Source organism: Maribacter aquivivus (assembly GCF_900142175.1).
In the GTDB taxonomy this organism is placed as follows: domain Bacteria; phylum Bacteroidota; class Bacteroidia; order Flavobacteriales; family Flavobacteriaceae; genus Maribacter; species Maribacter aquivivus.
In genome coordinates this window covers 1,838,245-1,853,103 of record NZ_FQZX01000001.1, presented here as the reverse complement: position 1 = coordinate 1,853,103, position 14,859 = coordinate 1,838,245, and the positions used below count along the sequence as shown (strand labels likewise).

Sequence of the window (14,859 nt, the reverse complement as noted above, 5' to 3'; positions counted from 1 at the left end):
AATACAAAAACTAATACTATGGAATGAAGTCTATTTTACGATATTTTATAAACCGTTTACTTTTTGGATTTAGAATTCGCCTTCTCCTTAATTTTTACGTAAATCAACTTTTTACGACCCTTAGAATCTTCTCTTCTTTCAATCTCGAAATGAGGAATGGAATTGATTAGCGGAGTCAGTTTTTGAAAGCCATAATTACGAGAATCGAAATTGGGTTGTTTCTTTTGTAATAAGCTACCAACATCGCCCAAAAAAGCCCAACCATCATCATCGGCAACATCATCTATAGTCGTTGAAATAAAACGTAATGCTTTAGGCGTAATCTTATCGACCGTATTCTTTTCTGCCGGAGTTTTATCTGTAGCATCTGAAGTTTCTTCTTCTGATCTACCCTTAAGAATTTCTATATAAATGAATTTATCACAAGCTACAATGAACGGATTAGGAGTTTTACGCTCACCAATTCCAAACACCTGCATACCAGCTTCTCTTAATCGTGTAGCCAAACGCGTAAAATCACTATCGCTACTAACAATACAGAATCCGTTTACCTTGCCGGCATACAAAACATCCATAGCATCGATTATCATAGCAGAATCGGTAGCATTTTTTCCTTGCGTATATCCGTATTGCTGAATAGGTGTAATGGCATTTTCAAGCAATACATTTTTCCATTTCCCTAAACGTGGGTTGGTCCAATCGCCATAAATACGTTTAATGGTAGGGTTACCATATTTAGCAATCTCTTCCATCATTTCTTTTACATAGGCAGACGGTATATTATCGCCATCTATCAATACTGCTAAATTCAAATCCATTTTTTGTAGTGTTTTATGTAAAGATAAATTGATTTCTAATTGAATAGCAACATGTTACCCAATAAAGTTAAAAATGATTTTTTTACTGCGAATTATTAGCTTTTGTAGATTAAATAATTAAAAAAAAAGCAAAGACTTCATAAACGTGGTTCTAGTGCCGTAACAAAAATCACATCTAAATAAAACAACCTATTTGAAAGGCTCAATTGATACTTTTTAGAAAGTATTTGCCCTAGAAAAATTACCCGTAAAAATGAACAACACAACGTTCACTCAATTTATCATTAACTTGTTCATTGAAAAAAAAACTCTAAACACATGAAGAATAAATTTCCTCTACCGTTGCTATTACTTTTGTTAGCGATAATCACTTCTTTTTCAAGCATTGCACAAGAAAAAGAATACTACGAACTAAAAACTTACACCTTAAAAAATGACACCCAAGAAAAAATGGTCGATGACTATTTGAAGGGTGCTTACCTGCCTGCCCTAAAAAGAATGGGTATTGAAAATATAGGAGTGTTTAAAGTGCGTAGCGATAAGTATAAAATGAGCGATAAAATCTATGTGCTTATACCGTATACATCACTTACTCAATTCGAAAGTGTTGAAAAAATGTTAGCACTTGATAAATTACATGTAACCGATGGCGCAAATTATATAAATGCAAAGTTTGAAAATCCGCCCTACGAACGCATCAAATCAGTCTTACTGCGTGCCTTCCCAGATATGCCTAAAATGAAACCAACTACTGTTGAAGGCGCAAGAAAAGATAGGGTTTATGAATTAAGGAGTTATGAATCGCCTACAGAGGCGCTTTATAAAAACAAAGTAGATATGTTCAATGAAGGAGGTGAAGTAACTTTATTCAAAAATTTGGGCTTTAATGCCGTTTTTTATGCTGAAGTTATTTCTGGAGACCGTATGCCAAATTTAATGTATATGACCACATTCCCAAATTTACAAACACGTGATTCTTTATGGGAACAATTTGGTTCATCACCTAAATGGAAAGAAATTTCTTCTATGGAAAAATATCAAAATAACATGAATAAATTGGATCGCCATTTATTGTACCCAACCGAGTATTCTGATTACTAATCTGATTTACTTAAAATAAATTCTACACGCCGGTTGAGAAATCTACCGGCTTTTGTTTTGTTTGCTGAAATAGGTTTTAAACTGCCAAAGCCTTGAGCACTAATTCTATTTTCTTGAATTCCATTTTTAGTTAAATAGGCAACAACTTCTGCTGCTCGCCGTACAGACAATCGCTTATTAAAAGAATCTGACCCAACGCTATCTGTATGCCCAAAAATTTGAATATTTATTTTTGAATTCGTTTTTAAATATGAAAGCAGCGATTCCATTTCGTGCTGGTGGTTTCCTCTTATTCTAGACTTGTTAGAATTGAAATAGACATCTTTAAATATGTGCACACTATCCAATTCATATTCTTTTAATTCTGTAACCTGTAAGTTTTGAGATTTTGATTTTACGTTCAATACCGAAACCATATCTAAATAGTAGTAAGAACCTTTGGTAATTTTTCTCTTCGTTTGATATTTCTGTGTCCGTTTGTTGTTCTTAAAATTACCAATGATCATATAGTTTTCTGAGCCAGAAGCTTCAAACTCCGTAGTCAATTTCACCCATTTAATTTCATCAGAATAATATTTAGAATAGGATATTTCTAGTTTCTCGGACACCTCACCTTTCATCTTAGAAAGATGCAATCCAGATAGTACCTTGGTAGTCTCAACTTCAACAGGAAATTCGGTAAATCGTATTCCAAATTCCTTAACAGCAAAATCTGACCGTTCTGCTAAACTCACATAAAATGAAATAGCGTAGCGTTCTCCTTTCTTTAATGTTGTATTAAATCTTGCTTGAATGTATTCTCTGTAATCATTGGGTGCATACATGTAAAACCCAACATACCCTACTCCGAAATCTGCAGGTTGCTTGCCATTGAAATTCTCTGGCGTTCCCATGGCAATACTGCAACCATTGAAATAATCTGTAGAACCCAAGGTGGGCATACTCCAATCTATTACATCCTTTTCAAGATTACCCAATTTAATTGGGCAATTTCTATACTTTTCAAAGCTGGGATTCACTACCAAATTTTGTCCAAATCCGTAAAAATGCATACAAAGCATTAACATACTTATAACTCCAAAATGTGGTATTCTAATAGACATGCGCTTTGTACAGAATCTCTAAAATACTGAAATCCTATAAAATGGAGTAATTGACCTAAATAGAAACGCCCTTCTCAAAAATGAGAAGGGCGTTTCTAATCTTTTAAATTTTATGATAAATTCTAGAAATCGAACTTATATGTAGCTCCTCCTAAAATTTGAATTCCTTGAACTTGAAAATTAGCCCAACGTTGGTATGCGTTATTAGAAAGGTTTGCTCCTTTTATGAAGAACGACCACTGATCTGTATAACGGTACCCAATATGTGCATTGGCATCAAAATAACCATCTAAGGTTATTAACGCTGCTGGAAAATCGCTTGTTGGTACATTTTCTAATGCAGTTGACGAAAAATCATCACGCTCACCTACATAGAATAAATTGGCACCTGCATACCATTGCTCCCCAATTTGATAATCCATAAACAACGATGCTTTCAAATTTGGTAAGTTCCAAGCTGGGTTACCTGTTTCGGTACTGTAATCATACACGGCTACATTTACACCTGCTGTAAAGTTACGGTTGACATCAACATTCAACTCACCAAAAATTCCCAAGGTTTTAATATCATCATAAAACACATCAAATGAATTACCATAATAGTACCCTTTATCATCTGACCTAAAATCATTTCTAGGGTTCAACGTATACAATGGTCTGTTGTTTTCTGCCGAGTATGACCCTTTTACATTATAACTTAAATTAGGCAACAACTGACCTTTAAAACCGATATAGGCCTTATACTGACTATCTGTAGGCGCAATGTTTAAGGTTGGTGAAACAAACGGATTACCCTCTACTAAATCATAATAAGAATTCTGCTTTAATTCTCCCGTTACTCCACCATAAGCGATTACTGTTTCATCTAACAATCTGTATGAAGCTGTAACAGCAGGATAGATATAGAAGTTACTTTCGCTATTCTCTAAATCCATACCGTAAACCAAATTCACTCCTAAATTCAATGAAAGATCATCGCGAAGCATTTTTAAAGAAGGGTTAACACCTACTTGCAAATTGCTATAAGAAATTCCGTTATCATTGGTTGTACTATTTAAAGATGCATTTTCAAAAGTACCGCCAACATAATCAACATTTACTTTTGCATTTAAAGTCTCTTCGTTAACCGGAAATTCGAATCCGCTATTAAATATAGCCCTGTTTTCACCTGAACTTACAGCATCAAAAAATCGTCTGTATTTTAAATCTGCTCTTTTAAAATAAGCATCTTCGACATTAATGTGACCGCTAACTTCACCCATGTAATAGTTTTGACGTTCATCAATACTATTAAGAATTGTTTCACTGAACACACCTGGCTCAATTCCGTACCAATTATATAATTGATGTTGTAGACCAATCGCCGCACCCCAATCTAAATCGCGATCACGTTTTGCATAAGAAGCATCTAATTTGGTATCATAGAACGTATCGCTCAATTCTACACCATCAATACCACCACGAGACGATAAGTGATTAAAACCGATATCAAAATTCTCATCTCTATTAATGGTTCTACTGGTATAAAACTCACCCAATACATTACCATACAATCCCGCACCTAAAGAGGCATACGAATTATACAATACTGGTGGTGGCAGTCTTTCTACTTTCGATGCCGTGCCTTTATTAGGTGTAAACGTCGATGCTACGGGAACGGAAAAAATACTATAATTGATAGGCTTTTTCTGTAACACGATAGAGTCGTTCATATTCGGAACCGACTTAATCTTAAAAGCATCTGAAACGGTTGGCGTATATGCTTTAGTTACCGTTACGGTCTCCGTACCCAAATCTTTTTCCTCTTCTTCTTGGGCAAAAACAACTTGAAAGCCAAGCGTTAAAAATATAAGCGTAAATATATGTTTGTTGTACATAGGTGTTCTTTTACTGGTGTACGTAATTTTTAGTTAGGATCAACCGATGAGTTACTTTTTGCCTCTTTCGATTTAATGATTGCAAGCTCTGCTCTTGCCTCTGAAACAATTTCTGGATATTGACTAAAGTTTGTAATAACGCTTTCTAGAATATATGTCGCTTGGTAGGCATCATTTAATGCATAATAGTTTTTAGCCATTAACACTAAACCTTTACCACCCCATTCTTTATACGCTGCATAATCTTTAGCTAATTTTTGTACGGCAATATTAGAGTTCTCGTAAGCCCCATCTTTATGCTCAAAATAGGCGTTATAGTATAATGCTTCCGCAGCTGTTGCGCCAGATGCTATTTGTAAGACCTCTGCATATGCTGATTCTGCCTTTACCTCGTCATTGGTTGCAATGGCAGATCTTGCGATCATAATATGCGCATCACTCTTAATTCTATTATCAATGTTAGAAGTTGCCAATACCTTATCCGCATATTCTATGGTCTTCGGATAATTCTTTTGCCCGTAATATCCTTTCATTAAGTTAGAGCGTGCAAATGTTCTATTCTGCTGAATATTTGCCTGACTCTCTAATTTCAATAAATATGGCAATGCAATTTGGTAATCATCTTTAGAAATATAGACTTCACAAACACGAGTTAATGCCTGTTCTGCATATTCGCTAGTGCTTCTATCGGCAACATACTTGTAATATGGCAAAGCCGATTCTTTTTCCCCTTTTCCGAAATACAACTGAGCTAAACTAAAGTTAGCATCTACAGCATGTAAACCAGTTGGAAATTGTTGAACGTAATTTTTATATCCCTTAATAGCGGCATCAACATTACCTTCTAAGTTCTGTTTTTGGGCAGCATCAAACGTGGCGTTGTCCAATTCAGCATCGGTAACCTGTACAAAATCGAGCGTGCGTACCCACTCTGCATATTCGTTTACACGCCCCATATCTACATATACCAATTTAGCCGTTGCTACAGCTTGTATTGCTTCTTGTGTTTTTGGAAAATCGCGAACAACCGTTTTAAACTTCACCAAGGCAGCTTCGTTTCTTGCGGCATTATAATTTACAAGTCCCTGTCTCATTAATGCTTGTGGCACCAACGAACTACCTCTGTATTCACTGATCAAACGATCGTAAGCGGCAAGACCTTTATTCTCTTGACCTTGAGAAACATAGGTGTTTCCTAATTCAAATAAGGCATCATCTTTAAAACTAGACCTTGGATATTGGCTTACAAATTCTTCTAAGTTTTCAATTTTGCTGTCACCTCTATCTACATAACCGTAGCTCATCGCTTTTTGGTAAAAGGCATAATCTTTCTCTGGTCCATTTAATGCCAATGCTTTATTATAAGTTTCAATAGCTGGCCAGTATTTACTGGTAGCGTAGTAACTATCGCCCAATCTCAAATAGCCATCATGTAATTTCTCTACTTCTGTATTTCCGTTTGCTGTAAACGCATTGAAGTAGGTAATGGCATCAGTATAATCTTTTTGTTTAAAATAGCCATATGCCAAATTGTAATCTACATCGGCATACATTTCTGTGTTTTTTGCTGAAGGATTATTCTTGAACGCCGTATATCCTTTTACAGCCTCATCAAAACGATTAGACAGGTAATCAGATTCTGCTTTCCAGTAATTCGCTCTTGCCTTAAACAGCATATCTTCTGCACTGTTTAAAGATTTATTGAAGTTTTCAGCTGCAGCATTATAATCACCTTCCATAAAAAGTTCAATACCTCTGTAATAGGCAACTTTTTGATAGACAGCCTTACTAGCATAGTTCTTATTCTCTTCTAGCAACGTCATTGCACCTGCGAAGTTCTTTGAAGTAATATATGAATCTACCAACAAGGTCTGCATCTCATCTTGATGCTCATCTTTCGGATACGTTTTCAAGTAATTTGTAATTACCTGCGGAACCGGCTCATAGGCATTACCCACCTCATAACTTAAACGTGCATAATTTAAAAAAGCATCTTTCTGAATCTCGGCACTGTAATCCATTTGAGAAGCATTACGGAAAGCGTTCAGCGCTTCCTGTTTTTTATCCAACTTCAAATAACATTCTGCTAAGTGGTAATATGCATTTTGAGCAACGCTATTGGTACCCCCAATAATTTTATTGAATTGAGCTATGGCATTACTATAATCGCCACCTTTATAATATGCATATCCTAAATAGTAGTAATCAGTATTGCTCCATTTACCACCTTTACCGTTGTATTCCGTTAAATACGGAATCGCATTTTCGTATTGCTTCAAGTTAAAGTAACTCTCCCCAATAATCTTATTTAATTCAGAGACTTCTCGTCTGTCAGCTTTTGTTAGTTGTTTTTTCGCCAAAGCAATTGCCTCATCGAATTTACCCAACTTAAAATTCATGTCTGCCTGATAATAACTTAGCTTCTCCTCTAATACATCTTGATCGGTAATTTGATCAAAACGCTGGTTTGCCGTTTCATAGTCATCTTCTTGATATGAAATATAACCCAAGTAGTATTTTGCTTGAGAACCGTACACTTGAGAAGTAGTTACTTTTTCAAGATACTTTTCGGCTTCTTTTGTTTTACGAGATGAGAATAAAGAGTAGCCATAATTGAAGTTAAACTTATCCATCTCGCCACGAGAAAGTGAGTTCTGATCTACCTTGTCATACCATTTCAATGCATACGGGTATTTACCTGTTTGAAAGTAGTACTCTGCCACATCTGCAAAGGCAGAATTACGTTTGGTAGAAGTCGGGTATTTTTCCACGAAATCTTCCATCAATCGGTCTGCACCCATCTGGTTTAAGCGTACTGCGGCATTGGCTGCGTAGTAAGCACTATTGGCAGCGGTCTCCTCATCTTTTGTAGAGACTTTGACCTTTTCAAAAATAGTCTGTGCTGCTTGGTATTGTTCGTTGTTGTAAAGCGCTAGCGCGTCTTGAAAAGCCTTTTGCTCATGAGTATAAATCTTAGTTTCTTGGGCATTGGTCAAAGCGACCAAACCGAATACCAATGGAATAAAAGCGGTGATTTTTTTAAGCATAGTGTTCTGTACCTATTTAGCATTACCATTATCACATGTGATAACGGCAAAAATTGTACCTAAGTATGTGTAATACCCCATCAAAATAAAAGATTTTAAAAAAGGGTTCTCTAATATCAAATGGAACTTATTACTTTTATAACAACATTTGCGTTATGGAAGAGATTGTTTTAGAACTTAAGGATGCCTCAATTTTTCAAAAGGAGAGTTTGGTATTGAGTGAAGTAACTATAAAAATTGCCAAAGGGGAATTTGTATACCTTATTGGCAAGACCGGAAGCGGTAAAAGTAGCTTCATGAAAACACTATATGGCGATTTACCTTTGCAAAAAGGTGAAGGTCATGTGGTTGACTTCGATCTTAAGACATTAAAAGAAAAAGATATTCCGTTTTTACGTAGAAAATTAGGTATTGTTTTTCAAGATTTTAAACTATTACCAGACCGAAATATTAACCAAAACATGTTTTTTGTTTTAAAGGCAACAGGCTGGACAGATAAGGTTAAAATGGATACCCAGGTATCAAACGTGCTTGAAAAAGTGGGTATGAAAACTAAAGGATTTAAGTTCCCACATGAACTTTCTGGTGGAGAACAACAACGTATTGCCATTGCACGTGCATTATTAAATGATCCAGAACTAATTATTGCCGATGAGCCAACCGGAAACCTTGATCCACAAACCAGTGTAGAGGTCATGAAAGTCTTACAGGAAATCAATAAATCTGGCAGAACCATTTTAATGGCAACCCATGACTATGCGTTGATTTTAAAATTCCCATCTAAAACCATTAAGTGCGACGCAAATAAGGTGTTTGAGGTGGTGCAGAGAGCGGTTTAAAAAAGATTTTAATGATATACTCCCCCTTAATCTCTTAACTATAAAAATTTGAGTGACAAAATAGGGTTTATTGACGAATCAGGTGATAAAAGTATTCATTTTACAAAGGATGGTGTTTCAACATTCTTTATCGTAACTGCAATTATTTTAGATGAATATTCAGTAGATAAAACTAGAGAACAATTTGTTGAAACAGCAGCAAAACATACTCGAGCACCTGAAATTAAATCCAGCGCTAAAGCCTTTAAAGATTTTGACAAAAGAATTGATTTTATAAAGGATATTTCTAAACTTAATTTCAAAATCTATAGTATCATAGTTGATAAAAGAGAAGTTTTTGAAGATAGTGGATTACAATTTAGAAACATTTTTTATAAATATGTCAATGGTTTATTAGACCGAGAACTATATGATTATTATCCATATTTGAAATTAATTTCAGACAATCATGGCTCTGAAAAATTCATGGATGGCTTCGTTAATTATGTTGAAAAGAACCATAAACAAACAGAATTATTTAGAGGACCAAAGTTCGAATTCTGTGATAGTAAAGATGAACCACTAATACAATTAGCGGATTTTATTGCTGGTAGTTTATCTCGGTGCTATGATCCAAAAAAAATTAACCCAAGAAGTTCTGAGATATTAAAGATTCTAGACAAGCATATTCTACATTTAAGAGAATGGCCGGAAAACCCTCGAAATAAATATTCTAATATTGAATTAGAAGACGAAAAATTCAATAAAGAACTAGTCGATTTCATATTCTTTAGAATCAAGAATTTCATTCATATTAATGCAGAGAATCCAGCTATTGAAATTAAAAATCAATTAATATGCTTGAACTACTTAGTCTATAGATTTAAGAAAGACCCTCATCAATATATCTATTCAGATGAAATAATAGATAGAATAAGGGTTCGTAATATTCATATTACTAAACGTATATTTAGTAAAGAAGTAATTGGCAATTTGAGAGAAAATAAAATATTGATAACAAGTTCTCAAAGTGGATATAAAATTCCATGTTGTCGTGGTGATATAATTCGTTTTTACAATAATTATAGTTCAAAAGTTATTCCGATGATTGAAACTTTAAAAAAGACTGATATCGTAATCAAAAGTGCAACCTCTGGTAAAATTAATTTATTAGAAGAAATAGAATTCGACTATATTAAAAGACTAACTGACATTAAAAAGTAATAACATATATTCCACAAAATACATTCAAAAAATTAACAGTTATCTTAGAATCCATTTACTATTTATAAGAAAGTTATAAAATCTCCCAAAGCAAATGAAAAACCCTGAAAAAAATCGTTTAGACCAACAACATACAGAAGAAAAAGACTGGTTAAAATGGGGACCTTATTTAAGTGAACGCCAATGGGGTACGGTACGTGAAGATTATAGTGCAGGTGGTGATGCTTGGAACTATCTACCACATGACCATGCAAGAAGTCGTGCGTTTCGTTGGGGTGAAGATGGCATTGCAGGTATAAGCGACCGCTATTGCAATATGTGTTTTAGTATTGGTTTATGGAACGGTAAAGATCCTATTCTAAAAGAACGCCTTTTCGGTTTAACTGGTCCGCAGGGTAATCATGGTGAAGATGTAAAAGAGCTGTATTACTATTTAGAGAATACGCCGTCGCACTCATATATGAAGTATTTGTACAAGTATTCACAAAAAGAATATCCGTACAATCAACTAATTGACGAAAACCAAAAACGTAATCGTAAAGAACTAGAATTTGAGTTATTGGATACCGGTATTTTCGATGACAACACCTATTTTGATGTCAGCACAGAATATGCAAAAGGCGATGAAACAGATATTCTAATCCAAATTACTATAACCAATAGAAACTCAAAACCTGCACCTATTACGTTATTGCCACAAATGGTGATGCGTAATCATTGGTCATTTAAAGAAATGCCCAAAAAACCGACCATCACTCAACAAGGGACAAAAGCAAACCCATCTGTTCACATAGACCACCCGTACGTGGGTAAATACAATCTTTATTTTCAAAAGGCAGAACAGCTATTCTTTACGGAGAATGAAACCAATAGAGAAAAGGTTTATAAGGATAAGAATGACCATCCGTTTAAGAAAGACTTGTTCCATACCGCAGTATGTAATAATGATTTTGACCTGGCAACAAAAAACAATTCAGGCACTAAATTTGCGCCATTATATCAAGTTATTTTAGATGGTGGCGAATCAAAAATATTCCAACTTCGTTTAACCGAAGAGTCACTTGACACACCTTTTTCAGATTTTGATTCCATATTTAAAAAGAGACAAAAAGAATGTGCTCAATTCTATGATGAAATAGCCCCAAAAGCAACCGAGGATAGAAAGGCTATTCTAAAACAAGCATTTGCAGGTTTACTTTGGACGAAGCAATACTATAACTACGAAGTTGAAAAATGGCTAGATGGGGACTACAAAACTACTCCACCGCCAAAAGAAAGATTAGAAGGTCGTAATAGCCATTGGAAAACATTGCGTAATCACGATATACTTTCTATGCCAGATGCTTGGGAATACCCTTGGTATGCTGCGTGGGATTCTGCTTTTCACTGTGCATCGTTCGCATCTATAGATCCAGAATTTGCGAAAGACCAACTACTATTGTTCACCAAAGAATGGTACATGTCGCCTAACGGACAAATACCTGCTTACGAATGGAATTTTAGTGATGTGAATCCGCCAGTTCAGGCATGGGCAACCTTACAAATTTATGGAACTGATAAATCTATTACAGGTTTACCAGATATTAAGTTCTTAAAACGAATGTTCAATAAACTCAACTTGAACTTTAACTGGTGGGTGAACCGTTTAGACAGAAATGACAACAATGTTTTTCAAGGCGGATTCCTGGGCTTGGATAACATTGGAGTTTTTGACCGTAGCCATGGTGTACCCGGTGGTGGTTCTTTAGATCAAGTAGATGGTACCGCATGGATGGCGATGTATAGCTTGAATATGCTAGAAATAAGTTTACGTATCGCAGAACATGACGATTCTTATGAAGATATGGCAACCAAATATTTTGGGCATTTTGTATTCATAGCGGAAGCTCTGAATAAAATGGATACTGATAAAGCCAATACCTGGGATGATGTGGAAGGGTTCTTCTATGATCGTCTAACACTACCAGACGGACAATCAACCACTATAAAAGTAAGATCAATTGCCGGTATGTTATCACTGGCTGCGGTACTTACTATTAAGAAAAGTGTTCTAGATAAGTTCCCAAAATTTAAAGCAAGTGTTCTTTGGTTTAAAAAATACCGTGCAGAGAATTTAAAATACGAGGTTATACAGCAGTATGAAGAAAATGGTGATTTACTTTTATCGTTAGTTCCAAAAGATAGAATGCAAAAATTAGTTGCCGCACTTTTAGACGAAAAAGAATTTTTGAGTGACTATGGAATACGATCTTTATCTAAGGTACACGAAAAGGCATATCAGATTCATATAGATGGTATAGATTACTCTATTGACTATGAACCAGCGGAATCTACCGTTTCCCTATTTGGAGGTAATTCTAACTGGCGTGGACCTATTTGGATGCCTATGAATTATTTATTTATTCAGGCATTGCGCGAATACCAGTGGTATGATGGTAATGATTTTCTTTTTGAATACCCAACAGGAAGCTCGAAGTTGCTCAATCTAAAACAAGTTAGTGATGAATTGAGCAAACGTCTTATTAAGATGTTCGAGAAAGATGAAACCGGAAACCGAGCAATAAATAAGAACTACGAGAAATACTACCAAGACCCTAATTTTGAGGACTTGATATTATTTTACGAGTATTTTCACGGAGAAAACGGTCGTGGTTTAGGAGCATCGCATCAAACAGGCTGGACAGCCTTAGTAGCCAACCTTATTGAGCAGTTAGAAGATTAAAGCTAGTATTTTACATATTCAACTCAGAAAAACCTAAACCAAACTTTTCGGTAGGGTATAAAATTCCCTTTTCCAATCTAAAGATAGAATGGTAAGGATCATCAATAATATCTAAATGTCCGTCTAGATCAGCATATACAATGTTTGGTCTAGACAGGGCAAAATGTAGACCGGCAGCAATACCCAGTCCGCATTCATCTATACAACCTACCATAGCATCTAATTTAGCGGCTTTAGCAACGGAATTAATATGCATACCTACCCAGATACCGCCTACTTTCTGCAGCTTAATATTCACCATATCCACACGCTCATTCTGCGCCAAACGAAATGCATCGGTCAATGTTTTTAAGCTTTCATCTGCCATTACAGGAATACTCACCTGATTGGTTACTTCGCCCAATCGTTCTTCCGATTCCACTTTTGTAGGTTGTTCAAAAATCTCGATTCCTATTGCTGCCGTAGCCTTTACAAAATCTACCGATTCTTTCACAGAATATCCTTGGTTACCATCAAAACGCAATTCGATATTAGGGTATTTCTCGTGGATCATTCTCATTTTGGCAATATCCTCTTCGAGATTAGAACCGCCTTTTATTTTTAAAATGGTAAAACCTTGTTTCACATATTCGCTAGCATAAGACAAGGTCTCGTCTATGCTCATAATACCGATAGTAATACTGGTAGCGATGCTATTACGATAGCCCCCTAAAAATTTATACAAAGGTACCTCTGCCTTTTTCGACATGATATCGAACAATGCCAAATCTACCATTGCCAAGGCAGAAGAACGTTTACCCAATAACTCCTTCAGCTCTAATAATAACAATGCATACGTAAAAGGATCTTTACCCAATAAATACGGAATAATGATATTCTTAATAGCATCGGTAACATCACTTGGCGATTCATTTGTAACCACAGGGTCAGGTGCCGCGCAACCATAACCCACAATTTTGGTATCGGTTTCAACCTTTAGAATAAAGTTACTAGTGCGATCAATTGTTTCGTAAGCAATAGTATAAGGATCAGACAATTTAAGGTCTAAACGCTCAAAAGAAATATGGGTTATTTTCATTTTAATTTTGTCATTAAAAGTGCAATTAAATCTTCAGCACCATACTCCAACACATCAAAGGCAGGTAATTTGGTTTCTAAAGTGATAGCCTTACAAACATCAAGAATTTCTTCTTTTTTCATATCCTCATGGTTTACGGTAATAGCAATCACTTCTTTACCAGAAATAACCTGTATGGCATTTATTTGCTCAGCTAAAGAGTGCATTTTATACCCAGGGAATCCGTCATATTCCAATCTTTTTGGTGCATGTTGCAGAATTACATAATCTGGTCTGCCTGCAGCTAGAATTTCAAATCCGCCAGGGTATGCAGGGTTCATTAAACTCCCTTGCCCTTCAATAACAATAACATCTGGGTCCTCATTATTATAGGCACTTACCACAGCATGCTCAATTTCACCTGAAACGAAATCGTTAATACAGCTATCCATCACCATGCTATACTTAGCACCTTGCATCCATCCTGTTTGTCCGGTTCCGATCATTTCTGCTTTTTTACCTGCATTACGAAATGCGTGAACCAATATCCAAGCCGTAGTCCGTTTCCCTAGAGCAGAATCCGTTCCTAGAACCGCTAATTTTAAACAGTTTACTTTTTCAATATCACCCGTAAAAAAGTGCAATTGATCACGATCGGGTGTTTTTCTAATATCTCTGATTTTTACATTCTTTTCTTTTGCCAATGCAACCAGTTCTGGGTCATTACTTAAGAAATCGTGTAAACCACTATCCACATTCCAACCTTGTTGTAATGCAGCCTTAATTGTCGATTTAGCCACTTTTGGCAATCTGCCACCATCTGGTGCTAAACCAATTACCAAGTAACTTGGCAGATTATTACTTGCTGTCAATGTAACAATTGCAGCCTCTAGATCTCTAAAAACCGGAATTCCGTTAGGTCTTCCATCCAAAACATCACCGGCATCTCTGCCTGCATATTTTTCATCTAAAACACCCACAACTTCATAACGCTCAGTAAAGCGAACCAAACCGTGTGCTGTTTTACCATTTGGAGTATTAAATGCTCCCTCACAATATACAAGTGCCTTACCGTCTATAACTTTTTTCATC

General features: G+C 35.7%; 10 protein-coding genes. 4 read left to right on the top strand and 6 right to left on the bottom strand.

Annotated features, from left to right (window positions below; genetic code table 11):
* Positions 1-56 precede the first annotated feature (56 nt).
* Positions 57-818, bottom strand: a complete 762-nt coding sequence (locus BUC31_RS07855; protein ID WP_073242809.1) for an NYN domain-containing protein — start codon at positions 816-818, stop codon at positions 57-59.
* Between the two features lie 318 nt (positions 819-1,136).
* On the opposite strand from BUC31_RS07855, the gene BUC31_RS07850 reads away from it, so the two are divergent.
* Positions 1,137-1,919 (top strand): NIPSNAP family protein, encoded by a 783-nt coding sequence (locus BUC31_RS07850; protein WP_073242807.1) that lies wholly within the window; start codon positions 1,137-1,139, stop codon positions 1,917-1,919.
* Here the strand turns inward: BUC31_RS07850 and BUC31_RS07845 are convergent.
* The 3 genes from BUC31_RS07845 to BUC31_RS07835 all read right to left on the bottom strand — a co-directional run bounded on the left by BUC31_RS07845 (position 1,916) and on the right by BUC31_RS07835 (position 7,946).
* Positions 1,916-3,022, bottom strand: coding sequence for an OmpA family protein (locus BUC31_RS07845; protein ID WP_139251909.1), 1,107 nt, complete (start codon positions 3,020-3,022; stop codon positions 1,916-1,918). The genes BUC31_RS07850 and BUC31_RS07845 overlap by 4 nt on opposite strands.
* Positions 3,023-3,144: 122 nt before the next feature.
* Positions 3,145-4,899 (bottom strand): TonB-dependent receptor, encoded by a 1,755-nt coding sequence (locus BUC31_RS07840; protein WP_073242803.1) that lies wholly within the window; start codon positions 4,897-4,899, stop codon positions 3,145-3,147.
* A 29-nt stretch (positions 4,900-4,928) separates the two neighbouring features.
* The gene (locus tag BUC31_RS07835; protein WP_073242801.1) at positions 4,929-7,946 is read right to left on the bottom strand and encodes a tetratricopeptide repeat protein; all 3,018 of its coding nucleotides are present in this window, start codon (positions 7,944-7,946) and stop codon (positions 4,929-4,931) included.
* Positions 7,947-8,101: 155 nt separating this feature from the next.
* On the opposite strand from BUC31_RS07835, the gene BUC31_RS07830 reads away from it, so the two are divergent.
* The 3 genes from BUC31_RS07830 (at position 8,102) to BUC31_RS07820 (ending at position 12,710) form a co-directional block, all read left to right on the top strand.
* The gene (locus BUC31_RS07830) at positions 8,102-8,785 is read left to right on the top strand and encodes a cell division ATP-binding protein FtsE (RefSeq protein WP_073242799.1); all 684 of its coding nucleotides are present in this window, start codon (positions 8,102-8,104) and stop codon (positions 8,783-8,785) included.
* Between the two features lie 48 nt (positions 8,786-8,833).
* On the top strand, positions 8,834-9,988 hold the full coding sequence (locus BUC31_RS07825) for a DUF3800 domain-containing protein (protein ID WP_073242797.1): 1,155 nt from the start codon (positions 8,834-8,836) through the stop codon (positions 9,986-9,988).
* Positions 9,989-10,082: 94 nt separating this feature from the next.
* Complete coding sequence (locus tag BUC31_RS07820; RefSeq protein WP_073242795.1) at positions 10,083-12,710, top strand: MGH1-like glycoside hydrolase domain-containing protein; 2,628 nt, start codon at positions 10,083-10,085, stop codon at positions 12,708-12,710.
* 10 nt (positions 12,711-12,720) lie between these two features.
* Here BUC31_RS07820 and BUC31_RS07815 read toward each other — a convergent pair whose 3' ends face one another.
* On the bottom strand, positions 12,721-13,788 hold the full coding sequence (locus BUC31_RS07815; protein ID WP_073242793.1) for a mandelate racemase/muconate lactonizing enzyme family protein: 1,068 nt from the start codon (positions 13,786-13,788) through the stop codon (positions 12,721-12,723).
* The gene (locus BUC31_RS07810) at positions 13,785-14,858 is read right to left on the bottom strand and encodes an N-acetyltransferase DgcN family protein (protein ID WP_073242791.1); all 1,074 of its coding nucleotides are present in this window, start codon (positions 14,856-14,858) and stop codon (positions 13,785-13,787) included. Before BUC31_RS07810 ends, BUC31_RS07815 begins: the two co-directional genes overlap by 4 nt.
* Between the last annotated feature and the right edge of the window lies 1 nt (position 14,859).